Source organism: Streptomyces scopuliridis RB72, assembly GCF_000718095.1.
Taxonomy (GTDB): Bacteria; Actinomycetota; Actinomycetes; order Streptomycetales; family Streptomycetaceae; genus Streptomyces; species Streptomyces scopuliridis.
The window spans coordinates 193,752-217,812 of the sequence record NZ_JOEI01000002.1 but is presented as its reverse complement, the minus strand read 5'-3'; the positions used below and the strand labels follow the sequence as shown (position 1 = coordinate 217,812).

Annotated in this window: 24 protein-coding genes; 12 read left to right on the top strand and 12 right to left on the bottom strand. The window is 70.1% G+C overall.

Annotated elements, in window-relative coordinates; genetic code table 11:
* The first annotated feature begins 127 nt into the window (after nt 1–127).
* Together IF11_RS0102260 and IF11_RS41825 are read left to right on the top strand one after the other, a co-directional pair.
* Complete coding sequence (locus IF11_RS0102260; protein ID WP_030349662.1) at nt 128–496, top strand: ArsR/SmtB family transcription factor; 369 nt, start codon at nt 128–130, stop codon at nt 494–496.
* 186 nt (nt 497–682) lie between these two features.
* Nucleotides 683–1,522 carry a DUF6214 family protein gene (locus tag IF11_RS41825; RefSeq protein WP_240627530.1) on the top strand — a complete coding sequence of 280 codons (840 nt, stop codon included), beginning with the start codon at nt 683–685 and terminating at the stop codon, nt 1,520–1,522.
* A 45-nt stretch (nt 1,523–1,567) separates the two neighbouring features.
* Here IF11_RS41825 and IF11_RS0102250 read toward each other — a convergent pair whose 3' ends face one another.
* Nucleotides 1,568–2,236 carry a DUF305 domain-containing protein gene (locus IF11_RS0102250; protein WP_051745434.1) on the bottom strand — a complete coding sequence of 223 codons (669 nt, stop codon included), beginning with the start codon at nt 2,234–2,236 and terminating at the stop codon, nt 1,568–1,570.
* A 177-nt stretch (nt 2,237–2,413) separates the two neighbouring features.
* Here IF11_RS0102250 and IF11_RS0102245 point away from each other — a divergent pair, with 177 nt between their 5' ends.
* Nucleotides 2,414–3,910, top strand: a complete 1,497-nt coding sequence (locus IF11_RS0102245; RefSeq protein WP_030349659.1) for an LVIVD repeat-containing protein — start codon at nt 2,414–2,416, stop codon at nt 3,908–3,910.
* Here the strand turns inward: IF11_RS0102245 and IF11_RS0102240 are convergent.
* The 5 genes from IF11_RS0102240 to IF11_RS0102220 form a co-directional block, all read right to left on the bottom strand.
* Complete coding sequence (locus tag IF11_RS0102240; RefSeq protein WP_030349658.1) at nt 3,886–4,539, bottom strand: TetR/AcrR family transcriptional regulator; 654 nt, start codon at nt 4,537–4,539, stop codon at nt 3,886–3,888. The genes IF11_RS0102245 and IF11_RS0102240 overlap by 25 nt on opposite strands.
* Nucleotides 4,540–4,743: 204 nt before the next feature.
* On the bottom strand, nt 4,744–5,454 hold the full coding sequence (locus tag IF11_RS0102235) for an HAD family hydrolase (RefSeq protein ID WP_030349657.1): 711 nt from the start codon (nt 5,452–5,454) through the stop codon (nt 4,744–4,746).
* A 19-nt stretch (nt 5,455–5,473) separates the two neighbouring features.
* The gene (locus IF11_RS0102230; RefSeq protein WP_030349656.1) at nt 5,474–6,175 is read right to left on the bottom strand and encodes a phosphatase PAP2 family protein; all 702 of its coding nucleotides are present in this window, start codon (nt 6,173–6,175) and stop codon (nt 5,474–5,476) included.
* 33 nt (nt 6,176–6,208) lie between these two features.
* A complete protein-coding gene (locus IF11_RS0102225) occupies nt 6,209–7,144 on the bottom strand; it encodes a M56 family metallopeptidase (protein ID WP_030349655.1) in 936 nt (311 codons plus the stop codon).
* A 182-nt stretch (nt 7,145–7,326) separates the two neighbouring features.
* Nucleotides 7,327–7,902: a DUF5134 domain-containing protein gene (locus tag IF11_RS0102220; RefSeq protein WP_030349654.1), complete on the bottom strand. Its 576-nt coding sequence runs from the start codon at nt 7,900–7,902 to the stop codon at nt 7,327–7,329.
* 599 nt (nt 7,903–8,501) lie between these two features.
* Here IF11_RS0102220 and IF11_RS0102215 point away from each other — a divergent pair.
* The gene (locus IF11_RS0102215) at nt 8,502–9,536 is read left to right on the top strand and encodes a glycoside hydrolase family 99 protein (protein ID WP_240627532.1); all 1,035 of its coding nucleotides are present in this window, start codon (nt 8,502–8,504) and stop codon (nt 9,534–9,536) included.
* 51 nt (nt 9,537–9,587) lie between these two features.
* On the opposite strand, the gene IF11_RS38340 is transcribed toward IF11_RS0102215, so the two are convergent.
* From IF11_RS38340 to IF11_RS0102195, 4 genes are all read right to left on the bottom strand, one after another.
* Complete coding sequence (locus IF11_RS38340) at nt 9,588–11,858, bottom strand: ROK family protein (protein WP_030349652.1); 2,271 nt, start codon at nt 11,856–11,858, stop codon at nt 9,588–9,590.
* A gap of 261 nt (nt 11,859–12,119) precedes the next feature.
* Complete coding sequence (locus IF11_RS0102205; RefSeq protein WP_030349651.1) at nt 12,120–13,199, bottom strand: Gfo/Idh/MocA family protein; 1,080 nt, start codon at nt 13,197–13,199, stop codon at nt 12,120–12,122.
* On the bottom strand, nt 13,184–13,852 hold the full coding sequence (locus tag IF11_RS0102200) for a ThuA domain-containing protein (RefSeq protein WP_030349650.1): 669 nt from the start codon (nt 13,850–13,852) through the stop codon (nt 13,184–13,186). The genes IF11_RS0102205 and IF11_RS0102200 overlap by 16 nt, the downstream gene beginning before the upstream one ends.
* 145 nt (nt 13,853–13,997) lie before the next feature.
* Nucleotides 13,998–14,783, bottom strand: coding sequence for an IclR family transcriptional regulator (locus tag IF11_RS0102195; protein ID WP_030349649.1), 786 nt, complete (start codon nt 14,781–14,783; stop codon nt 13,998–14,000).
* Between the two features lie 235 nt (nt 14,784–15,018).
* Between IF11_RS0102195 and IF11_RS0102190 the strand changes: the two genes are divergently transcribed.
* Nucleotides 15,019–15,582, top strand: coding sequence for a GNAT family N-acetyltransferase (locus IF11_RS0102190; protein WP_030349648.1), 564 nt, complete (start codon nt 15,019–15,021; stop codon nt 15,580–15,582).
* A 55-nt stretch (nt 15,583–15,637) separates the two neighbouring features.
* Here the strand turns inward: IF11_RS0102190 and IF11_RS0102185 are convergent, their stop codons facing one another.
* Nucleotides 15,638–16,288, bottom strand: coding sequence for a glycerophosphodiester phosphodiesterase (locus IF11_RS0102185; protein ID WP_030349647.1), 651 nt, complete (start codon nt 16,286–16,288; stop codon nt 15,638–15,640).
* A 300-nt stretch (nt 16,289–16,588) separates the two neighbouring features.
* Here IF11_RS0102185 and IF11_RS0102180 point away from each other — a divergent pair, with 300 nt between their 5' ends.
* The 3 genes from IF11_RS0102180 to IF11_RS0102170 are packed head-to-tail and all read left to right on the top strand — an operon-like array spanning nt 16,589 to nt 19,847.
* Nucleotides 16,589–17,986: a DUF6421 family protein gene (locus tag IF11_RS0102180; RefSeq protein ID WP_030349646.1), complete on the top strand. Its 1,398-nt coding sequence runs from the start codon at nt 16,589–16,591 to the stop codon at nt 17,984–17,986.
* 26 nt (nt 17,987–18,012) lie between these two features.
* On the top strand, nt 18,013–18,774 hold the full coding sequence (locus IF11_RS0102175) for an SDR family NAD(P)-dependent oxidoreductase (protein ID WP_030349645.1): 762 nt from the start codon (nt 18,013–18,015) through the stop codon (nt 18,772–18,774).
* Nucleotides 18,753–19,847 carry a threonine aldolase family protein gene (locus IF11_RS0102170; protein WP_030349644.1) on the top strand — a complete coding sequence of 365 codons (1,095 nt, stop codon included), beginning with the start codon at nt 18,753–18,755 and terminating at the stop codon, nt 19,845–19,847. The genes IF11_RS0102175 and IF11_RS0102170 overlap by 22 nt, the downstream gene beginning before the upstream one ends.
* A 139-nt stretch (nt 19,848–19,986) precedes the next feature.
* On the opposite strand, the gene IF11_RS0102165 is transcribed toward IF11_RS0102170, so the two are convergent.
* The gene (locus tag IF11_RS0102165; protein WP_030349643.1) at nt 19,987–20,715 is read right to left on the bottom strand and encodes a lysophospholipid acyltransferase family protein; all 729 of its coding nucleotides are present in this window, start codon (nt 20,713–20,715) and stop codon (nt 19,987–19,989) included.
* A 314-nt stretch (nt 20,716–21,029) separates the two neighbouring features.
* Here IF11_RS0102165 and IF11_RS0102160 point away from each other — a divergent pair, with 314 nt between their 5' ends.
* The 4 genes from IF11_RS0102160 (at nt 21,030) to IF11_RS0102145 (ending at nt 24,061) form a co-directional block, all read left to right on the top strand.
* A complete protein-coding gene (locus IF11_RS0102160; RefSeq protein ID WP_030349642.1) occupies nt 21,030–21,356 on the top strand; it encodes a TlpA family protein disulfide reductase in 327 nt (108 codons plus the stop codon).
* Between the two features lie 195 nt (nt 21,357–21,551).
* A complete protein-coding gene (locus tag IF11_RS0102155) occupies nt 21,552–22,058 on the top strand; it encodes a flavin reductase family protein (protein ID WP_030349641.1) in 507 nt (168 codons plus the stop codon).
* Nucleotides 22,059–22,257: 199 nt separating this feature from the next.
* Nucleotides 22,258–23,043, top strand: a complete 786-nt coding sequence (locus tag IF11_RS0102150) for an electron transfer flavoprotein subunit beta/FixA family protein (RefSeq protein ID WP_030349640.1) — start codon at nt 22,258–22,260, stop codon at nt 23,041–23,043.
* Between the two features lie 55 nt (nt 23,044–23,098).
* Nucleotides 23,099–24,061, top strand: coding sequence for an electron transfer flavoprotein subunit alpha/FixB family protein (locus IF11_RS0102145; protein WP_030349639.1), 963 nt, complete (start codon nt 23,099–23,101; stop codon nt 24,059–24,061).

Sequence of the window (24,061 nt, the reverse complement as noted above, 5' to 3'; positions counted from 1 at the left end):
CCGCCGTCTCGGGCAAGGCCCATAGACGCTTCGTACGATACCCATCGTAGTAAGGTGAATGTCAAACTACGAGAAGTCTCGTACAATGAGATACCGCAGATGAAGCGCGACGAACGCGATGAACGCGATGAAGTGGAGCCCCGCCGTGACCGCCGCGACCAGCACACGTGAACTCGCCCACCCCTCGTGCGCGGAGATCCGTCTGGAGGGCGTGCTCCACGCGCTCTCCGACCCCCTGCGACTGCGGATCGTCCGCGAGCTGGCCGTGGTGGACGACGAGCTCTCCTGTTCGCATTTCGAGCTGCCCGTCAGTAAATCCACCACCACCCACCACTTCCGGGTGCTGCGCGAGAGCGGTGTGATCGAGCAGAACTACCGGGGGACGGCCAAGATGAGCGGACTGCGCAGGGAGGACCTGGACCGACTCTTCCCGGGTCTGCTCGACAGCGTCCTGGGCGCGGCGACCGCGCAGGCGGCCCGGCTCGGTGACAACTGATCCCTCGGTGACGGCTGATCCGGAGGCAGGTCACGGTTGATCCGATGAGCCGACAGGGTGCCGTACGGATCGGCACGTGCGCGCCATGACAATGAGGGTGGATTGCCTGATTAAGTTGTGAATGTGTCGGAACATAAATTGATTTCCGCCCAGGAACCTCATGAGCACGAGGCGTACCCATGGCCCATGTGGGAAGTGCAGGGGCACGGCACCGTCACCGGGGCCGGGGACCCCAGGGACGGCGCCGCGCGGCGCGAGATTCTGCCGCCCTGGGTCGATATCAGGCTGACCTTCGCGGACGGCGCGCGCATCGATGTGCTCGCGGTGGTACGTGACGGCCGGATCGCCATCGAGGACGCGCAGGCCGACCCGCCGCTCGCCCTGGAAGGTTTCGCCGCGCTCGCCGAGGCGATCGAGGCGCCGCTCCACAACGCCTGTCAGGTGGTCGCCGGCCCGCACCGGCCGCCCGCGCCCCAGCCCGTCGACAGCGCGGTTCCCGCCGACACCCCGGTCACCCCGCTCGCGCCGGGCTCCGTTGAGGGACCTCAACCGCTGCCCGAGGGGCCGGTGTCACTGGAGGAGACAAAACCCGAGGCCGACTCGCCGGCCGCCCACGGATCCGGACCCGCGCCGCTCGCGGCAGAAGGGCCGGCCGAGCAGCCGGCCACCGTACGGTCCGCGCAGGAGCCGGTGCCGGAGCGAGCCCCCGACCCTGTCCCGGCCGCGCCGCCGGAGCCCGAGCCGGCAGTCGCGCCGGCTGACGCGCAAGCCGCCGCTCAGTCGGCCGCACCGGAAGCCGCACGGGAGCAGGACCGATCCGGCCGGCACCGCGCCCGTCCGTCCCTCCCGCGCGGCAGCGCCGCGCGACAGGGTGTCGCCGAGATCTACCGCGCCGCCCAGCAGGCCGGCCAGGACCCGGTGCTCGCCGTGATGTCCGCCACCGGATTCAGCCGCCGCAAAGCGCTGAGACTGATCGCCGGAGCCCGCGACGAGGGACATCTGACCCCCCGTCACCACCGGCGCTGACAGCGCCGCTCGCCGTATCGGCCGGCATCCCCCGCATCCGCCGCTTCACATGCCGCGCATACGGTTCATCTCGGACGTCTGCTGTGAGATGACATCGTTCGCCATCTCTTCGACCTGGATGTTTTTGCCCTCCGACAGGGCCTCGGTAGCCATGGTGATCGCCCCCTGGTGGTGAGTGATCATCAGCTTGAGGAACAGCTCGTCGAAGGCCTTGCCCTTCGCCGCCCGCAACTGCGTCAGTTGGGCCTCGGTGGCCATCCCGGGCATCGTGCCGTGGTCATGGCCCTGGTGCTTCTTCGCCCCGCCGTTGTTCTTCAGCCAGGCTTCCATCATGCCGATCTCGGGCTTCTGCGCGTCGGCGATCCGCGAGGCGAGCCGCTTCACCTGCTCCGAGTCCGCCCGTTCCGGGACGAGTGCGGTCATGTCCAGGGCCTGCCCATGATGCACGATCATCATCTGCGCATAGGTGAAATCAGCGGAGTTGGGGGTGTTGTCCGGCGCCGCCTTCAGCGCCTCCCCGGCGGAGAGCGTCTTCGCGGGCTCGCCCGGCTTCCCGGGGGCCACCACCCCAGCGCCCTTGTCCGCGTTGGTCTTTGCGGCGTCCGCGCTGTCGTCGCCGCCCGATTCGCAGGCTCCCAGGGCGAGTACGGCGGCGGCGACGGCCGCCGCGAAGACGGACCGGCGAACACGCGGGCTCCGGTGGCGGATCAACACGGCGACCTCCTGCGGCACATGGTGTGGTGGAACATTTCCTAGCACGCTTCCGGCTACGAGTGATCAAAAACTTTCATTACGTCTCTGTTGCCATCTGTTGAGATGTACATGAGAGGGACGATACTGCCGAGGTCCGTGACCCGTTCATCTCTGAACGGGGATACAAGGGAGGACGCAGTGAGTTCGTTGCACACCACCAGCGTGCGGCGCAGACGTCTGGGCGTGGCAGCAGCCGCGGCCGGGCTCTTCGCCACTCTGCTGGCCGCCGGTCCGGCGGTCGCCACACCCGACCCCGGTGACCGTCAGGCCAAGGAGAAGATCTCCAGCAGCCAGGCCGCCGAGGTGAAGTCAGCCATTCAGAACGGCGAGATACCCGGCGTGGACGAGATCGTCCACAGCCCCAACATCAGTCATCTCGCGAATGTGCCCAAAGACCTGATCAAGGGGACCAATTCGGACCTCGCGTTCCAGGGCAAGTACGCCTTCACGGGCAACTACGACGGTTTCCGGATCTTCGACATCAGCAACCCGAAGGCCCCCAAGACCGTCGCGCAGGTGCTCTGTCCCGGATCGCAGAACGATGTCTCGGTCTCGGGTGATCTGCTCTTCCTCTCCACCGACTCCTCGCGCAGCGACAACTCGTGCAACAGCACGTCGCAGTCCGCCACGGAGAAGTCGTCCTGGGAGGGCATGAAGATCTTCGACATCAGCGACAAGCGGAACCCCAAGTACGTCGCCGCTGTTGAGACCGCGTGCGGTTCGCACACCCACACGCTGGTGCCGGAGCGCAAGGACGTCTACATCTACGTCTCCTCGTACTCGCCCAGCGTGTCCTTCCCGGACTGCCAGCCGCCGCACGACGGCATCTCCGTCATCAAGGTGCCGCGCAAGTCCCCTGAGAAGGCCGCGGTCGTGAACTTCCCGGTCCTCTTCCCCGAGGGCGGAAACCCGGGAGCGCCCACCAACCCGGGTGTCTCGGCGACCACGGGCTGCCACGACATCACGGTGCTGCCCTCCAAGGACCTGGCCGCCGGTGCCTGCATGGGTGACGGCATCCTGTTCGACATCAAGGACCCCGAGCACCCCAAGGTGATCGACCAGGTCCAGGACAATGTCAACTTCGCCTTCTGGCACTCGGCCACCTTCAACCAGGATGCCAACAAGGTCGTCTTCACCGACGAGCTGGGCGGCGGCGGCGCCGCCACCTGCAACGCCGAGATCGGTCCGAACAGGGGCGCCGACGGCATCTACGACATCGTCGGCAAGGGTGACAAGCGCAAGCTGGTCTTCCGCAGCTACTACAAGATCCCCCGCTACCAGGCGGACACCGAGAACTGCGTCGCCCACAACGGCTCGCTGATCCCGGTCAAGGGCCGCGACATCATGGTCCAGTCCTGGTACCAGGGTGGCGTCTCCGTCTGGGACTTCACCAACTCCTCGAAGCCGAAGGAGATCGCGTACTTCGAGCGCGGTCCGATCTCGGCCGAGACCATGGTCGGCGGAGGCACCTGGTCCGCCTACTACTACAACGGCCACATCTACTCGAACGACATGGTCAAGGGCTTCGATGTGCTCAGGCTCGACGACCGCCTGACCGACCCCGCGAAGCGGGTGCGGATGTCCGAGCTGAACGTGCAGACGCAGCCGGACTACTTCGACCGCTCCGGCCACTGAAGGATCATGTCCTGACTCGTTCCGCCGGGCGGGCAGCCGCCCGGCGGAACGCCGAGTTCCCAGTCCAGCCCGTAGCGCTGGAACAGCTCGGCGCGCAGCCGCGGCAGCGGCATCGGCGCGCCCGGCATCAGTACGGCGAAGACCGCGCCCATCAACAGGGCGCGCAGCAGCGGATAGTCGCTGTCCGGGTCCTGTGAGCCGTACCGCTCCACCGTCTCCCGGAGCAGCCCCGCGAGCCGCTGCTGCTCCGGGCACTGCACGAACCCCTCGGCCTGCAGGATGCCGGCCATATGGGTCCGCATCAGGACGGGACAGTCCTCGGTGAGCCCGAGAATGGCGTCGATCGCCCGTGCCAGCAGCTCCCGGCCGTCGTCGGTGGCCGGTTCGCGCTCCAGGGCCGCCTGGAGCGTGCGGTGCATCAGCCGGTGCACCGCGGACTGCAGCAGCTGCCGCTTCCCCGGGAAGTAGTACGAGACGAGCCCGCGCGCGGAACCCGCCCTGTCGGCGATATCGGCGAGCGTCGTGGCCTCGTAACCGCGTTCGGCGACCAACTCCACTGTCGCCTGCAGCAATCGCTCCCGGGACCGCCGACGGAGCTCTTCATTGACCGATGCGCTCCGCGGGGACATGCTTGACTCCTGCGTTGACTGGCTCTAAGCCAATATACTCAGTGCGTCCCGTCGCAGACCCTTCCGGGCCTGGTCAGCGGGGCTGCCGCCTGCCTTGGGCGACGCGGGGGATCGTCCAAGGCAGACGGCTTCGGCATGCCCGGACGGCGCCGCGGTGCCCGTTTCGGACCCCGGGGCCGCCCGTTTACCGCTCTGTTCACGGGTCTATCGCAACGGTCCCCGGCCCGCCAGGGCGATAACGGGCCGCAGTCCCGACGGGCGCTCCTCGACCGGCAGATGGTCCACGAAATGGACCGAGCAGCCCAGCTCCGCCGCTCCGCCGTCCGCCTCGCGGTCGTCGCCGACCATCAGTACATCGTGCGGATCCTGCCCCAGCTGCTCGCAGGCCGCCCGGAACAGCCGCACGTCGGGCTTCTGGATGCCGTGCTCGTACGAGAGCACATACGCGTCGACGAACGCGTCGAGGCCATGGGCGCGGAAGACCGGCCGCAGATCCCAGCCGATATTGCTCACCACCGCGATCCCGATGCCCTCGCGCCGCAGCGTGCCGAGCACTTCGGCGGCGTCGGTGTACGGACGCCAGGCATCCGGCGTCATATGACGGTCGTAGAGCGCGTCGTACAGGACCGGGCTGGGCAGCTCCACCTGCCGGGCGAGACCGGTGTACGCGGCGCGGTGGCGTCCGGCGCTCTCGTCGCGGGTGGCCCACAGTCCGGCCAGGTCCGGCGGCACCCGCTCCGGTGAGGAGCCACCGGGCAGCGCGCCCGCCACGGCCAGCCGCATCGCGTACCGCCGCACCTTGTCGGGGGGTACGGCGACGCCCGCCTCGTCGAGCACGGCACGCAGCCAGGAGCCCGCGGATTCGATACGGAAGAGGGTTCCGGAGAAGTCGAAGAGCACACCCTTGAAGGTCATGCGTCCGATCCTCGCCGGGTCACGGCTTCCTGGACAAGGTCACGCGCCCGTACACCGCGACCGAGAACGCGACCAGACAGCCACCCAACAGCCATCCGCCCCACACGTCCGCACTCCAGTGCACCCCCAGCCAGAGCCGGGTCAGGCCCGCCCCGGCCACCGATACGGACGCGACGACGACCGCCGTACGCCAGAGCCACCCGTCGGCCCCGTGCCGGCGTACCAGCCACAGCAGCAGCCCGCAGGTCACCGCGGCGGTCATGGCGTGACCGGACGGGAACGCCGCGAAATGCGCGGAGTCGACCGGGTCGGGCCACTGCGGGCGCTCCCGCCCGACCGCGGCCTTCGCCCCCTGGGAGACGGCGGCGCCCAGCGCCGCCGTCCCGGTCGTCCAGAGCGCGAGCAGCCGCTCACGCCGCAGCCACAGCGCGATCACGGCCACCGCGGTCAGCAGCCGCATCGTCCAGGGATCCCAGACCCAGTCGGTGAGCACCCGGTTCACCCAGGTCACGTCCGGGTCGGCCACCGCCCGGCGGTGCAACTCCTCCGCGACCCACCGGTCGAAGGAGAACAGCGGACCCCACTCCATGACAACGAGGACGGTCAGTACCCCCGAGAGGACGGCCAGCAGCGCGGCCACCCCGCCCGCCGTGGTGAGTCCGGCGAGCGGGGGACGGGCCGGGGGCGGCGGAGAGACCACAGGGGCCGAGGGCGAGCGCATGGGGTGATCCTCGCCCACACGGAGTGCGGGAGGCTATCCCAGGGCGCGAAGCGCCGGTACGAAAGCGATCAGGAGCGGTACGACCGGCACCAGCGCCGCCGCCGCGGTCAGCCGCAGCCGGCGACCCGCGGTGAGCCGGGGTACGGGCGACAGCAGCCGGTTCACCCGCTGCGGCAGTTGCGCGTCCGGGGTGGTGCCCGGCCCGAACACCCCGCGGTCCTCGTTCAGTTCGACCAGCGCGAGCGCGATCGTCAGCCGTCCGAAGCGCCGGGAGGCGACATCGTCGGCGGCCAACTCGACGAGCCGGTGCATCTCGTCGCGGAACGCCGCGAACACCGGCACCTGTGGAAATCCGTTCGCCAGCGCCCCCGAGCAGTGCAGCAGCCAGTCGTGCCTGGCGCGCGCGTGGCCCTGCTCATGGGCGAGTACGGCATCGAGCTGACGACCCTTCAGCCGACGCAACGCGGCCGTGGTGATGACCAGTTGGGGCGCGGCGCCCGGCAGCCACCACGCGCCGGGCCGCTCGCCCTCCAGGACGACGAGCGGCTCGCCGCGCGGCTCCTCGCCGGGCAGCACGGGGGAGCGTACGAGCAGTTCCTTGCGGCGCTGCCGGCGACGACGGCGGGCCCGGTGGATCTCGCGGGTGAGCATCGCGGCCGTCCAGAGGCCACCGCTGGCCAGCAGCACGGTCAGTACGGCGGTCCACGGCCCGTGCGAACCGAAGGCGTAGGCCTCCACGACCCCGCGCGGGGCGGGCGCGAAGACATGGCCGCGGACGAGCAGCCAGGAGGCGGCGGCGCTGAAGGTCATGGAGAGCGCGAAGCTCAGCAGCACGGCCGCCACGACGCACTGCCACACCCAGAGCGCCACCACGGGCTCGCGCTCCGGCCAGTCGGCGCGCGACAGGAGCCGCGGGGCGACGACGGCGGCCAGCGCACCGAGCAGCAGCAGTGCCAGGGAGACCATCATGGTCACCAGAGTATGAGCGTCGTGCTACTCAGGGGTATGTCCTTACCGGGCAAGTGACCCACGACACGTTTCGGCGCGGGTGCCGCCGATCTTCCGGGGCCACCGGAACCGGCCGTGATCGACAGGCCGGGACCAGCCAGGACCGCCCGGCGCCAGTCGGCATCAGCCGTGATCGGCCGAGCTCAGAGCGTGAGCAGCATCGCCAGCATCGCGATACCCATGGAGAGCCGGCAGACCAGGGCCAGCTCCGGCCGCTCGCCCCAGCCCGCCAGGGCCGTTCCGCGCCCGCCCTCGGGGCCCGCGGTGGCCGGGACCGGCAGCAGCCGGGCACCCGCCCACAGCACATAGCCGGCGTAGTAGACCAGCAGCACGCCGGTGATCAGCGGCGCTCCGCTCCCCGAGCCCGCCGTGTGCGCGCTGTGCGCCCCGGCCGGGGCGAGGGCCATGGCCCCGGCCATATAGACCATCGCGAGCATCCCCAGCAGATGGTGCAGCCGGTGTCCCGACCCGCCGGCCCGGAGGAGCGTGTGCAGCGCCGCGCCGGCGAACACCACCACATACCCCACCCAGACCCACCGGGGCGGTGTCAGCACGGCGGCGGGCACCGCCATGGCCGCCATCCCGAACCCCATCAGCGCCTCGCCGCCCACCGAACCGCGCTGTGCGCCCACGCTGTCGCGCAGCCGGAGCAGACAGTAGCTCCCGGCCGCCGCGCAGAGCGCGACGAGCAGCCAGCCGGACATCGCCGGTCCGTGCACCGCGCACCTCCCCCGTCCCCGTCAACGGATTCGTCCAGGGAATGCCCGGCGCCGCCGATGCGCATACGAGCGCAGAGGGACACAGGGGGAGCGCACCGGGGGTCACGGACCCGGCAGGGCACCGCCGTTCGGTTATTCGCATTTCACTGGAAACGGAAAGCGTAAAGAAAATCGGCTGACACGCCGTCGCCTTTTCCGGCCGAATTCCTGGCGCGCGCGGCCTTGTGGTGACGGTAGCGCCCGACTACCTTGCGAAGGCGTGCCCTTGGGGGCCGGGCGGGCTGCCGCCGCCTGTAAATCCCCCCACCCCCGAGGACTTTACGCGTTTCTGGCAGATATCGAGTGGGAGGCATTTCCCCATGCATATGTCACGACGGTCGGCCCTCGCGTCCGCACTGGCGGCTTCGGCCGCCATCGCCGGCGTCGGCGCAGCCCAGCAGGGTGCGTCGGCGTCCGAACCGCGACGCCGCGCACAGTCGGGCCCCACCGCGAGTCCCCCCGGTGACGTGGTCGGCAAAATCACCGTGGGCTACCAGGGCTGGTTCGCCTGTACCGGTGACGGCGCCCCCATCAATGGGTGGTGGCACTGGAGTCAGAACATGAGCCAGCCGCCGTCGCTCAGCAATACGACCATCAAGTCGTGGCCGGACATGCGGGAATACTCCCGCGGTTACCCCACCGCCTACCCGAACCTGAACAGCGGCCAGCCCGCCACGCTGTTCTCCTCGTGGGACCAGCAGACGGTCGACACGCACTTCCGCTGGATGCGGGAGAACAACTGCGACACGGCCGCGCTCCAGCGCTTCAACCCCTTCAGCCCGGAGGGCCCGACCCGGGACGCGATGGCGCAGAAGGTGCGCCAGGCGGCCGAGGCCAACGGCCGCAAGTTCTACATCATGTACGACGTCACCGGCTGGACGTCCATGCAGTCCCAGATCAAGGAGGACTGGACGTCGAAGATGAGGGCGCACACCGCGTCCAGCGCCTACGCGAAGCAGAACGGCAAGCCGGTCGTGTGCATCTGGGGCTTCGGCTTCAACGACCCGGGCCGGCCCTTCGCACCCGCGCCGTGCAAGGAGGTCGTCGAGTGGTTCAAGGCCCAGGGCTGCTATGTCATCGGCGGCGTGCCCACGCACTGGCGCAACAGCACCGACGACTCCCGGCCCGGCTTCCAGGACGTGTACCACGCGTTCCATATGATCTCGCCCTGGATGGTCGGACGGATCGGCAACGTCGCCGACACCGACCGGTTCTTCCGCGACGTCAACACCCCCGACCAGGCGGACTGCGACGCCCACGGCATCGACTACCAGCCCTGTGTGCTGCCCGGTGATCTCCAGGAACGCCACCGCGCCCACGGGGACTTCATGTGGCGGCAGTTCTACAACATGGTGCGGGTCGGCGCGCAGGGCATCTACATCTCCATGTTCGACGAGTTCAACGAGGGCAACCAGATAGCCAAGACCGCCGAGACCGGTGCGCAGGTGCCGTCCGGATCGGGTATCTGGGCGCTGGACGAGGACGGCACCTCGTGCTCGTCCGACTACTACCTGCGGCTGACCGGCGACGGCGGCCGGATGCTCAAGGGCCAGATCGGACTGACGGCCACCAGGCCCACCCAGCCCAGGATCTGACAGCACGTCATATCGAGGGCGGGCCGCCGGGACACCGGCGGCCCCTCCGTATCAGCCGGCCGGCAGATGCCGTGCCCGGCTCTCCCGCCCCCGCAGCCGAGGCGTGAACGTCGCGTGGAAGATGGTCGACGCCGCCCCCACCGCGGCGGCCTCCGCGCTCAGCACGGACGGCTCGACCACGACCCGCCGCAGCCGTCTGGCCGTCGGGAACGCGTTGACGGTACGGGCGATCTCGTCCAGATAGAAGTCGGCGACATCCTCGGTGAAGAAGGGACCGCCGAGCACGATCAGATCGATGTCCAGCAGATCGACCATGCCCAGCGCCCCTCGCCCCACCGCCCGCGCGACCTCGCGTACGGCCGCCGCCGCGGCGGGATCACCCGCGGCGGCGGCCTCGCCCACCGCCAGATACGCCGCGGTGCTCCCCGGCGTACCGCCCGGCGCGGCCGGTACGGGACGCATCCCGCCCCGTACCGCCAACTCCGGTACGGACACCGGCGGATTGCACTCCGGAAGGATCTCCGGCCGGCCGTCCTCGGCCACCCGCCCCAGTGCGATGGCGCACAACTGCCCGAACTCCCCGGCGTTGGCGCTGATCCCGCGATACAGATCGCCGTTGAGATAGAGCCCGGTGCCGACGCCCGTACCGAGATAGAGATACGCGAAGTCCCTGGCCCTGCGGTCGCGCCCGATCCACCGCTCGCCGGCCGCCGCCGCGGTGGAGTCCTTCTCCATCAGGACGAGGCATGGGAAGTGCTCCTGGAGCAGATAGAGCAGCGGCAGATCACCCCAGGCCGACATCAGCGGCGGTCCGAGGACCGTGCCCGACGCGATGTCGACCGGCCCCGGTACGGCGACGCCGATGCCGAGGAAGCCGTCCTCCCGTACCGACCCGCGCGCCTCCGCCAGCGTCTCCCGGCCCAGCGCGGCCACCCGTTCCACGAACTCCGCCGGATCGATGTCGGCGGTGACGGGCCGGGTACGGGTACGGACGATCGCGCCGTCGAGGTCGATGACGACCGCGGTGAGCACCTCCGGGTCGATATGGATACCGAGCGCGTGAGCGGCCGTCCCGCAGAGCCGCACCGGCGTACGGGGTTTGCCCGAGGTCGCGCGTCGCTGGGCGTCCTCGATGAGGATGCCCCGGTCCAGCAGCGAGCGGGCGATCCGGGAGACCGACTGCTGGGTGAGGCCCGTGCGGTGGGCTATCTCACCCCGGGTGATGGTGCCGGAGAGCCGTACCGTCTCGATGACCACACACTCGTTGAACGAACCCAGATCGATCTGGTTGACCCCGCTCCAGGGCTGATTTCCCGCCGTGCTGTCCGCGTGGTGGCCAGTGCCAGGATGGCCCGCGACGTTCTCGCGCAGCCAGCGCACCGCGGCGCACGGGGTGTCGGGCCGCGCCCCCGCGTACCGTTCCAGCTCGGCGGCCAGATCGAGATAGACACGGCGCGAGGACTCCGGATGGCTGGTGCTGTCGAGCGCGATCATGGCCCGGAGGAAGGTGCGCCAGGTCGATCGCGCGGGTATCTGATGAGGAGTCACCAGTTTGTCGTGCACGGCCTGTTGAGGTGATTCGGGCTCGTTCGCCATCTCCCAGAGCGTGATGGCGTGCAGCCCGAGGTCCGGATGGCTGCGGGCGGCCCCGGCCAGATACTCCGCCAGGCCGCCGTACGCCGGCGAGGTGTCACCGTCCGCCCCGCGCGCCATCGCCGCCGTCAGCGCGGCCTCCACGGCCCGGTCGAGTCCGGCGAGTACGTCCGTGCCGAGCACGGTTCCGGCGGCGGGCTGCCGGGGCGCGCCCTGCCGGGTGCCCGCGAGGAGCACGGCGCGCCGCGCGTCCACGTACAGGCCCATCACCCAGACCTCGGCGCTGGGCAGCGGCGGTCTGGTCGGTACGGACGGGGCGGGCGCCTCGTCGGGGGAGAGCCGCCAGCGGCGCCGGATCCCGGCGACCGTGGCGTGCGAGAGGCCCAGCTCCCGGGCGACCGCGCGTGAGGCGCCGCTGCCCCCGGGCGCCAGCAGCGTACGGGTGACGACCTCCGCCTCGTCCACGGTGGCGGGCCGGCCGGTGCGCGGCCGGTGTCCGAGGCCGTCGATGCCCGCGCTCGTCCAGCGCTGCCGCCAGGTGCCGACCGTCTGCCGGGACACCCCGAGCCGACGGGAGATCTCGGCGTCGCGCAGCCCGTCGGCGGCGAGGAGGACGACACGCGCCCGTGTCGCGAGCGGGCCGCCCTCCTCGGCCCAGCGGTGCAAGACGGCCCGGTGCTCCGGGGGCAGAGAGCCGACCGGGCCGTCGTCTTGGGGGGCCTTGGGCATCAGTGCCTCCGGGCGGCGAGGAAACGCGTGACCCACGCCTCTCCGGACTTCCTGCGGCAATACATGGGCGGCCCCTCCTGTCCAGCCGGTAACCGCCATGTAAAACCACGTGTGTTATCAAGTCAACGGCTTTGCCTCTTCCTTCTTCTTCCTGGTCGTGACGGCCCGCATCGGAATTGTCAGGTGAATTGATTGACGAATTGCGAAGCTGCCGGAAAGTAAGTGAATTGACAGGCGGGTGAATTGACGGCAGGGCGGAGCTCAGTGCCGTACCGGCTCCGGTCTGACGCAGCAGCTCTCCACCGGGAGCGCCCTGCCTTCCCGCGCCGAGTCGAGCAGCGTCAGCATGATGTCCAGGACATGGCGCGCCAGTTCGGCGGACGCCCGGTGCGGGCGGCCCCCGGCGAGCGACTCGGCCAGATCCGCGAGCCCGGTACCGCGTCCCGCTCCCACATATCCGGCCGTGACCGGCAGCGCCTCCCACTCCCCGGCGCCCCGGTGCAGTTCGACCGTTCCGTCGAACCCGTTGGGGTCGGGGACGGAGAGCGAGGCGCCGGTGCCGTGCACCTCGATACGCGGCAGCCGGGCGGCCTGGATGTCGAAGCTCATCACCAGCGTGGTGAGGGCGCCGTTGGCGTGCCGCAGTACCCCCGTGACATGGGTGTCGACCTCCACCGCGAACCGTTCACCAGCCCGCGGCCCGCTGCCGATCTCCCGTTCGGCACGCGGCCGGGATCCCGCGCCGGTGACGGTGATGACGGGGCCCAGCAGATGGACGAGCGCCGAGAGGTAGTAGGGCCCCATGTCGAGCAGCGGCCCGCCGCCCCGCCGGTAGTAGAACTCCGGGTCCGGGTGCCAGCGTTCGTGGCCGGCCGTGGTCATGAAGGCCGTCGCGGCGACCGGCGCGCCGATCAGCCCGTCGTCGACCGCCTTGCGCGCCGTCTGGACGCCCGTACCGAGCACGGTGTCGGGCGCGCAGCCGATCCGCAGCCCGCCCGCCTCGGCCGCGGCCAGCATCCGGTCCGCCTCCGCGCGCGTGGCGGCCAGCGGCTTCTCCCCGTACACATGCTTGCCCGCGGCGAGCGCGGCCAGGGCGACTTCGGCATGGACCGCCGGGATCGTCAGATTGAGTACGGCGTCCACATCGGAGCGTGCCACCAGCTTGTCGACCGATCCGACGACCGTCGCGCCGGGCACCCGGGCGGCGGCCGTCGCGGCGCGGTCCCGGTCGAGATCCGTGACGGCCGTCAGCGTGACGTCCTCCAGCCGTTCCAGTGTGTCCAGATAGGCGCCGCTGATCTTGCCCGCGCCCACCATGCCGATCCTCAGCGGCTCGCCCACAGCAGTCCCCTCTCGGTGAGCACCCGCACCTCGGGCACATCGAAGTCGTCCGGTTTATGGCCGATGGTGGAGACGAAGACCCGCCCCTCGCCCCAGGTCCTGGTCCAGACGGCCGGCATGGTCACCGGCCGCGCCCGCTCCTCGTCGGCCGCGAACTCCGTGGTCGCCAGGACATCGATCAGCGGGTCGGTGGCCAGCCAGTACTTCTCCGTATGGACCTGGAAGTCGCTCAGTCCGGCGATCACGGGATGGTCGGCGCGCTCCTTGACCAGCGTCACCCCGTGGTCGGAGAAGCCGGGCGGATGCATCAGGAACTGGCCGCCGGTGAGCAGTTGATAGCCGACATCGCCCCGGAAGGAGTCCACGATCCCGCCGTGCCAGCCGGCCAGTCCGGTGCCGGCCCGGACCGCCGCGGTGAGTCCGGCGCTCTGCTCGGAGGTGATCTCGCCCATCGTCCAGCACTGGACCACCAGATCGGTGGCGGCGAGGAGTTCGGCGTCGGTGTAGACATCGAGGGTGTCGGAGATCCGGATGTCGTAGCCGCGGTCGCGGAGGAACGGCAGGAACAACTCCGTGATCGCCAGGGGCTGGTGTCCCTCCCAGCCGCCGCGGACCACCAGGGCCCTCCGGGCGTCGGATGTCTCGGACGTCATGGTCGTTGCACGCTCCCATCATTGCTGCGCGGCAGAGCCCGGCGAACTTCGGCATACGGATAGCCGAATAGCGTATGGCCACCCGAACGTATGAAGAGGGAGATCTATTTGTCAACGACTCTACCAAATAGTCGTCGGAACGATGTCAGTGCTGCCCGAGCCGTTTGAGCAGAGTCCGCAGCGAGTGGGCCGCCTCGGTGACCGCGAGGGCGATCTCCGCCGCTCGGGCGTCGTCCATCCGGCTCTTGGGCGCCGAGCAGCTGATCGCGTCGCCGCCGCCATGGCCGGTGCCGAGCGCGACGGCCACGCACCGGATGTCCGGTGAGTTCTCCCCGTCGTCCATCGCCCACCCCCGCAGCCGCGCCTCGGACAGCTGGCTCAGCAGCGCGTCCGGGTCGGTCACCGTGTCCGGAGTGAGCCTCTCCAGCGGCCAGTTGAGCCGCATCCTCACCTCGGCCGCGTCATAGAGGGAGAGCATCGCCTTGCCCAGCGCCGTGGCGTGCGCGGGCAGCCGGCGGCCCACCGCCGAATACATCCGCAGGGCATGCCGGGACTCACGTTTGGCCAGGTATACGACGTCCGTACCGTCGAGCCTGCCCAGATGCACCGACTCGCCCGTCTCCTCGGCCAGGGTGTCCAGCACCGGGCCCGCGAGGCTCGCGACATCGTCGCCCTCCAGATAGGCCGTACCCGTCAACAGGGCCTTGAGGCCGAGGCTGTAGCGAGTGCCCGACGGATCCAGATCCACCCAGTGGCGCGCCTCCATCGTGCGGAGGATCGCGTGCAGACTGCTCTTGGGCACGGCCATCGTGCCGGCCAGCTCGGCGAGCGAGAGCCGGGCGCCTTCCGCGCCCAGCAGTTCGAGCACCTCAAGCACCCGAGCCGCGGACTTGACCTCTTCGGGCTTGCGCCCCCGTGCTGCCGCTGCCACCGATTCCACGGAACCTCCGCTTCTCGCTCCGGCGCCCCCCGGCGAACCGGTCGGCACGAATCCCGACGTGCGTCTTGACGCTATATCACCCCCACCATAAGTTCAGACACTCCAACGCCATTCGCTCTTCTGAACGGTTGATCCTCAGGAACGCCCCGGTCTCCGCGACGCCTCGCGTAGGCTGCGGAGGTCCCAGCCGTACCCAGGACAGACCGGACAGAGGAGAGCGCGCACCATGGACGCCGCCAGCCACCCCACCGTCCCGCACCGGACCGGCGCACTCGCCTACCGGGACGCCACGGCGGCCGACACCGACGCGCTCGTCGCCCTCATAGAGTCGGCGTACCGGGGGGACAGCAGCCGTACGGGATGGACGACCGAGGCGGACATCCTGGAGGGGCAGCGCACCGACCCCCAAGGGGTGCGCGAAGTGATCGAGTCGCCCGACAGCCGGCTGCTGGCCGTCGAGCGGGACGGTGAACTGATCGCCTGCTGCCAGCTCGAACACCGCGGGGACGCCGCCTACTTCGGGATGTTCGCCGTACTGCCCGGCGCGCAGGGCTCCGGCCTCGGCAAGCAGGTCATGGCCGCGGCGGAGCGCATCGCGGGCGAGACCTGGGGCGTACGGGAGATGCATATGACCGTGATCACGGTCCGCGAGGAACTGATCGCCTGGTACGAGCGGCGCGGCTACCGCCGTACGGGAAAGCTGCACCCCTTCCCGTACGGCGACGAGCGCTTCGGTATCCCGCAGCGGGACGACCTGGAGTTCGAGCTGCTGATCAAGCCGCTCGGCTGAAGCGCCGGGCCGGGCCCCGCAGAGCTGTGCGCGTTCGCGCAGGCCCGGCGCGGGCTCAGGCCGTGAACCGGCCCGTGCGCCGGATCTCCGGGAAGTCCGTGGTCACCGCCCCCAGCTGGAACGCCCGCGCCAGCCGCAGCTGATCCTGGGTGTTCACCACCCAGCCGATGATCCCCAGCCCCTCCGCGTGCGCGCGCTCCACGACCTCCAGGGTCAGTCTCCGGATGTTCAGGGCCAGCCTGGCGGCGCCCACCGCCCTGGCCCGGTCCACCACGTCGCCGCCCCAGCGGCTGGCGATCAGTACGGTACGTACGCCCGGCACCAGCGCGGCGATCTCGGCGACCGCCTCGTCATGGAACGACGACACCTCGACCCGCTCCACGAGTCCCCGCCGGAGCATCACCTCCGCCAGCGCGCGGGCCGCGGCCCTGTCCTTGATCTCGGCCTGGAGCGGCGACCGTACGGCGTCCAGCACCTCCTCGAAGACCGGGACGCGCTCGCCCCGCCCCGCGTCCAGCTCCCGCAGCTCGGCGAGGGTCCGGTCGGCGATCGCGCCCGTTCCGTCGGTCGTACGGTCCACGTCCGTGTCGTGCATGACGGCGAGGGCGCCGTCCTTGGTCAGATGGAGGTCCAGTTCGATGGCGTCCATGCCCGCGCGCTCTGCATGCAGAAAGGAGCGCAGGGTGTTCTCCGGTTCGACACCCATCACTCCACGATGACCGATGGTCTGGAAAGTCAAGACGATCTCGCTTCCGTCGACGGCGGCTCCCGCGCGCAGCCTAATGGCCAGGCCCCTGCCTGGGACCCGGCCGCGCACCAGGGAGTCCGGAGGCCGGTTGAAGCCCGCGGCGCTACGCTGGTTACGAGTGTCTTACCCCTGGATCACGGGAAAAACGACGGTGACCATGGGGGGTCCGCAGGATAATTTGTGTCAGCCCCGCTTGTAAGGGAGAACTGAACGCCTATACGGTGTCTTGACGCCAAGTTCTCCCGTGGAGGAAGTGACATGACGGAAATTCTTGCGCAGGACGCCGCCGTACCGGGCATATCCAGCGCTGCCCGGGTGGTCGATCACCCGGCCTGGCGGGAGCTCAAGAACGCCGTCGAGGAGATCCGCCCCTGGCAGTCCAAGGACGGCTCGATCGACTTCGACGCCGAGGGCGCCCCGGCGCGCGCTCTTGTCGAGGCGACGGCCGACCGGGTGATCGCCGCGGTCGAGCGGCTCTCCCCGCTCCTCCCGCACGACTCCGCGTACCACACGGCGCTCGTCGCCGATCTGCGCAAATGGGCCGACGCCGCCTTCGACGTCCCCGACTTCCTGGACTCGCTGCTGGCCTTCCAGCCCGCCGCGGACCGGGTGGACGGCCTCCAGCATCTCGCCGTCTTCCCCATGTACACGCAGAACGGCAACCCCGACCGCAATCTCGAAGCGGTCGTGCTGCGCATGGTCTGGCCCGAGTGGCTCGCCGAGCTGGAGCGCACGCGCTACGACAACCCGCTCTTCTGCGGCATCACCTTCGAGGACTTCACCTCCGGCTACGACACCAACTCCGCGGTGTTCTTCCCGGAGACCATCGCCGTGCGCGAGGCCCCGGAGCGGTTCAGCTGGGGCGGGATCTTCTGCGACCGCGAGGCCGCCCGCTTCCGCCGGGTCATCGACGCGGCCGTCCGTACGCTCGGCGTCGAACTGCCCGGTGACATCAGCGCGATGGTCGCCGATCAGGACCGCTGCCAGCAGGCGTTCGTGCTCTGGGACATGATCCACGACCGTACGCACAGCCATGGCGACCTGCCGTTCGACCCCTTCATGATCAAGCAGCGCCAGCCGTTCTGGATGTACGGGCTGGAGGAGCTGCGCTGCGACCTCACCGCGTTCCGGGAGGCCGTACGGCTGGAGGCGGACGGGTTCGCGCAGGGCCGTGACGTCCAGTACGCCGTCCTCTTCGACCGGATGTTCCGCTTCCCGGTCACCGGCGCGCGGGTGCGCAACTACGACGGACTCGGCGGGCAGCTGCTCTTCGCCTATCTCCACCAGCACGATGTGGTGCGCTGGACGGACAACACCCTGCGTATCGACTGGGAGCGGGCCCCGCGGATCACCAATCAGCTCTGCGCGGAGATCGAGGACCTCTACCGGGCCGGGATCGACCGTCCCAAGCTGGTCCACTGGTTCGCCGCGTACGAACTGGTCTCGACGTATCTCGCCCCGCACCCCGGCTCCCGCTGGGCCAAGGGCCCCGACGCCCTCGACCTCACCCAGCCGCCTCGTAAGCTGGTCGACGATGTGCTTCCGGACGAGTTTCCGCTCAGCATGTTCTACGAGGCGCTCTCCAAGAAGCTCAAGAACGTGATCGCCTCGACCAAGGGGATCACCGCCAACGACACCGGGCGAGCGGCCGCGTGAGCCCTCGCGAGCGAGAGGCGACGGCCATGAACGGAAGCGGTGCCACGAACGGCGCACTGGACGGCGCCGTGGTCGCGGTGGCCGGAGCGGCGGGTCCGGCGGGCCGGGCCGTCCTGCTGCGGCTCGCGGAGGCCGGCGCCACGGTCGTCGGCGCGGACGCGGACGCGACCCGGCTGGCCGAGGCGGTAGACGCCGCACGGTACGCGCACGGCGGCGCCACGGTCACCGGCGACACCGTCGATCTGCTCGACCTCGCCGCCACCCGCGCGTGGGCGGACAAGACCGAGAATGAGTTCGGCCGGATCGACGGGCTGGTCCATCTCGTCGGCGGCTGGCGCGGCAGCGCCACCTTCGCCGAGACCGATCTCGCCGACTGGGACCTGCTGGAGAGGCTGCTGATCCGTACCGTCCAGCACACCTCCCTCGCCTTCCACGACGGACTGCTGCGCAGCGATCGCGGACGTTTCCTGCTGGTCAGCGCGGCGGGCGCGACCAAGCCCACCGCGGGTAACGCCGCGTACGCCGCCGCCAAGGCCGCCGCCGAGGCGTGGACGCTGGCCCTCGGCGACGCCTTCCGTAAGGCGGGGGGCGAGGCGGGCCCCCGGGCCGCGGCTGCCATTCTGGTGATCAAGGCACTGGTGCACGACGCGATGCGCGCCGCGCGCCCGAATGCGAAGTTCGCGGGCTTCACGGACGTCACGGACCTGGCCGAGGCCATCGCCGGAGTCTGGGACCGGCCCGCCCGGGAAGTGAATGGACAACGCCTGTGGCTGACCCCCGAGCCGTGAGGTCCCGTACGACGGACGCGCGCCGGCACCACGACCCCGACGTACGCGGCTTCGCGAGCGACAACTACGCGGGCGCCCACCCCGAGGTCCTGGCGGCGCTCGCCGTCGCCAACGGCGGTCATCAGATCGCCTATGGGGAGGACGACTACACCGGCCATCTCCAGCGCGTCATGCACAGCCACTTCGGCCCGACGGCGGAGGCCTTCCCGGTCTTCAACGGCACCGGCGCCAATGTGGTCGCGCTCCAGGCGCTCACCGACCGGTGGGGCGCGGTCATCTGCGCCGAGACCGCGCATATCAACGTGGACGAGGGCGGCGCCCCCGAGCGGGTCGCCGGCCTCAAGCTGCTGACCGTACCGACCCCGGACGGCAAGCTCACGCCCGAGCTGATCGACCGGCAGGCGTACGGCTGGGAGGACGAGCACCGGGCCATGCCGCAGGTCGTGTCGATCGCCCAGAACACCGAACTGGGCACGGTCTACACGCCCGACGAGATCCGCGCCATCTGCACGCACGCCCATGAGCGGGGCATGAAGGTCCATCTCGACGGGGCCCGGATATCCAATGCGGCCGCGTCGCTGGACGTCCCGATGCGGACGTTCACCAACACCGTCGGAGTGGATGTCCTCTCCTACGGCGGCACGAAGAACGGCATGCTCTTCGGCGAGGCCGTCGTCGTCCTCGACCCCGACGCGGCGCGGGCCATGAAGCATCTGCGCAAGCTCTCCATGCAGCTCGCGTCCAAGATGCGGTTCGTATCAGTGCAGTTGGAGGCGCTGCTCGCGGGCGATCTCTGGCTGCGCAACGCCCGGCACAGCAACGCGATGGCCCAGCGGCTCGTGGAAGGCGTCCGCACGGTGGACGGCGTGGAGATCCTCCACCCGGTCCAGGCCAACGCCGTCTTCGCGCGGCTGCCGCACGAGGTCAGCGTGCGCCTCCAGCGCCGGTTCCGGTTCTACTTCTGGGACGAGAAGGCCGGGGACGTCCGCTGGATGTGCTCCTTCGACACGACGGAAGACGATGTCGACGCCTTCGTGCAGGCGCTCAAGGAAGAGATGGCGCGACAGCGGTGAGTGCACAGGCATGTGACCGGCCGGAAATCCATTGGATTCCGGCCGGTCCTGTCCCTGGGGTGACGGCTGTGCGGCTCATCCGGCGGGACAGCGACGCCCCGTCCTCCCTGGCGGAGAGACGTTTCCGCGCGCTCTCGGCTCAGCCGGTCTCCGCCGTACGGGCCTCCGCCGGGGTGGGTGCCGTTCCGCCGAGGTGTGCGGGTACCCACCAGGTGTCGGCCGCGTCCCTGGGGCGTACCGGATAGGCGCGCTGCGCGGCCTCCAGCAGCTCCTGCACCCGGTCGCGCAGCCGCCGCGTGATCGCTCCCGCGTACTGGTCCGCCGCCGCCTCGATCTGCTCGCCGACGCGGATCGTCACCGGGATGTGGCTGCGCTTGAAGTTGCGCGGCCGGCCCTTGGTCCACACCCGCTGGGTGCCCCACAGCGCCATCGGGATCAGCGGAACGCCGGCCTCCTGCGCCAGCCGGGCCGCACCCGACTTGAAGCTCTTGAGCGTGAAGGACGGCGAGATGGTCGCCTCGGGGAAAACCCCGACGATCTCGCCGGAGCGCAGCGAGTCCAGCGCGTGGGAGTACGCCTGCTCGCCCTGCTTGCGGTCCACCGGGATGTGCTTCATGCCGCGCATGAGCGGGCCGGAGACCTTGTGCCGGAAGACCGACTCCTTCGCCATGAAACGCACCAGACGCTTCTGCGGGAGCGCCGCGAGCCCCGTGAAGATGAAGTCCAGATAGCTGATGTGGTTACTGACGAGCACGGCGCCACCGGTGCGCGGGATGTGCTCGGAACCCTGAGTGTCGATCTTCAGGTCCAGCGCCTTGAACATCGTGCGGGCGGCGCCGATGACCGGCCGATAGACGAGCTCTGCCATCAGGTGAGGACCCTTCTGTTCCGGGGAGGGTTCTCCCGGCGGAAGTTACGCAGCCGTAGGTTTTCGGCATTGCGCCGATGGTGCCCCATACGCGGCCCCGTGGCCAGTCCTGGTCTGTGCGTCCGGCGAGATTCTCGTCACGTCGGCGTCATATCGCCGCAGCACAGCCGTAGTGCGCCGGACCAACAGGTACATCTCGTACCCCGGGCGGCAGCCGTCCCGGGCGCGCGGGCCGCGGAATATTTCGTGGTTGTGTGAACGCTGGCGATGACGACGACGGGGCTCATGGTGGGCGGGGCGACGGGAGGCCGAAGGTGCGGGGGAACGACGGCGGGAAGCGGCTCGGCGCGGCCGAGCTGGGCGCGGAACTGGGGGAGCGGGCCACGCTCGTCCAGTTCTCCAGCGCGTTCTGCCAGCCCTGCCGGGCCACCCGGCGCACCCTCGCCGACGTGGCGGGGATGGTCGACGGCGTCTCCCACGTGGAGCTCGACGCCGAGGAACGGCTGGAGCTGGTGCGCGAGCTGGGCATCCTCAGGACCCCCACGGTGCTGGTCCTGGACGCCGGGGGCCGCATCGTACGGAGGGCGGCCGGCCGGCCCCGGAAGGCGGATGTGATCGCCGCGCTGGGCGAGGCGGTGTGACGCCGGGGTGTGACGCGGGGGCGGGGGATACGTACTTGACTGCGCCCGCCACCTATCGTCACGCTGACGAGGTGCCCCAAGAACTCCTTCTCTACGGGCGGGCCCATGTGGACCTGGCCCGCAACGCGAGCGCGCGCTGTCCGGCTGTCTGAGCAGCCACGGCCCCGTTCGTCACTCCCGAAGAAGGACAACTCCATGACGGCCACGCCCGATCTCTCCACTCCTCAACTGGCCTCTCCCGACCTGCTCCGCTCCGTGTTCCGGCAGCACGCGGCTGGTGTCGCGGTCATCACGGCCCAGGGGGAGGGCCCGGTCGGATTCACCGCCACCTCCCTCAACTCGGCAGCCGCCGAGCCCCCGTTGATCTCCTTCGGTGTCGGCACCTCCTCCTCCAGCTGGCCGGTACTCGCCGAGACCGCTCATGTCGGTGTGCACATACTCGGCGAGCACCAAAGGGATCTGGCGGCCACATTCGCCCGCAGCGGCGCCGACCGGTTCGCGCCGCCCACGTCCTGGCGGACCGGGCCCGAGGGGGTGCCGGTGCTCGACGGCGTACTGGCCTGGCTGGTCTGCCGCGTGATCGCCCGGGTCCCCGCCGGGGACCACCGGCTGGTGATCGCCCAGGCCGTGGTCGGCGACCCCGCGGGCGGCGGCCGGCCGCTCCTCTACCACCAGGGACGGTTCAACGCGCTGCGCGACTGAGAGTTCCCCGCTCCGGCTCTCCCGCCGCGTTGGCAAGCTCACAGTTCCAAGCGCTTGCTCAGTGGGAATACTCTGGGTGTACTGGCGAGTAATATTTACTCCGGTGCGCCGGTCTCCCCGACCGGAAACCGCCCGATAAGGCGCCTATGCTGCGTGCAACAAGGCAGCCCAGAAATGACGATGCAGTAGGAGAGCCGGCGTGAGCTTGAGGATCGTTGTCTGTGTGAAGTACGTGCCCGACGCCACCGGCGACCGGCACTTCGCCGAGGACCTGACCGTCGACCGGGACGACGTGGACGGTCTGCTGTCGGAGCTCGACGAGTACGCGGTCGAGCAGGCGCTGCAGATCGCCGACGGGGCGGACGACGCCGAGATCACCGTGCTGACCGTCGGCCCCGAGGACGCCAAGGACGCGCTGCGCAAGGCGCTCTCCATGGGCGCCGACAAGGCCGTCCACGTCGAGGACGACGACCTGCACGGCACGGACGTCATGGGGACGTCGCTGGTGCTGGCCAAGGCGATCGAGAAGACCGGTTACGACCTGGTCATCTGCGGTATGGCCTCCACCGACGGCACGATGGGTGTGCTGCCCGCGATCCTGGCCGAGCGGCTGGGCGTCCCGCAGGTCACGCTGCTCTCCGAGGTCGCGGTGGCGGACGGACTCGTCAAGGGCCGCCGGGACGGCGACACCGCGTCCGAGCAGCTGGAGGCGTCCCTGCCCGCCGTCGTGTCGGTGACGGACCAGTCGGGCGAGGCGCGTTACCCGTCCTTCAAGGGCATCATGGCCGCGAAGAAGAAGCCGGTGCAGTCCTGGGACCTGGAGGACCTGGAGATCGACGCGGACGAGGTCGGTCTCGAAGGCGCCTGGACCGCGGTCGACTCGGCGGCGGAGCGTCCGGCCCGTACGGCGGGCACGATCGTCAAGGACGAGGGCGAGGGCGGCAAGCAGCTTGCAGAGTTCCTCGCGGGCCAGAAGTTCATCTGAGCCCCACTCGCCGACCGTCCCCCTCATCTTTCGCAAGCAGGAGAGAAGAAGTCCCATGGCTGAAGTTCTCGTCTATGTCGACCACGTGGACGGTGCCGTCCGCAAGCCCACCCTGGAACTGCTGACGCTGGCCCGCCGGCTCGGCGAGCCCGTCGCCGTCGCGCTCGGCCCCGGCGCCGAGAACACCGCCCCCGCGCTCGCGGAGCACGGCGCGGTGAAGGTGCTCACCGCCGACGCCGCAGAGTTCGGCGACTACCTTGTCGTCCCGAAGGTCGACGCCCTCCAGGCCGCCTACGAGGCGATCTCGCCCGCTGCCGTCCTGCTCCCGTCCTCCGCCGAGGCGAAGGAGATCGCCGCGCGCCTCGCGGTCCGTATCGGCTCCGGGATCATCACCGACGCCGTCGACCTGGAAGCCGGTGACCAGGGACCGGTCGCGACGCAGTCGGTGTTCGCCGCCGCGTTCAGCACCAGGACCCGTGTCTCCAAGGGCGCCCCCGTCATCACCGTCAAGCCCAACTCGGCCCCGGTCGAGGCCGCTCCGGCCGCGGGTGCCGTCGAGGCGCTGACGGTCTCCTTCTCCGAGAAGGCCACGGGTACGAAGATCGTCTCGCGTACCCCGCGTGAGTCGACGGGGCGCCCGGAGCTGACCGAGGCCGCGATCGTGGTCTCCGGCGGCCGCGGCGTCAACGGCGCCGAGAACTTCGCGGTCATCGAGGCGCTCGCCGACTCCCTCGGCGCGGCCGTCGGCGCCTCCCGCGCCGCCGTCGACGCCGGCTGGTACCCGCACTCCAGCCAGGTCGGCCAGACCGGCAAGTCCGTCTCCCCGCAGCTGTACATCGCCTCGGGCATCTCGGGCGCCATCCAGCACCGCGCCGGCATGCAGACCTCCAAGACCATCGTGGCGATCAACAAGGACGCCGAGGCGCCGATCTTCGACCTCGTCGACTACGGCGTCGTCGGCGACCTCTTCGAAGTCGTCCCGCAGCTCACCGACGAGATCAAGGTCCGCAAGGGCTGA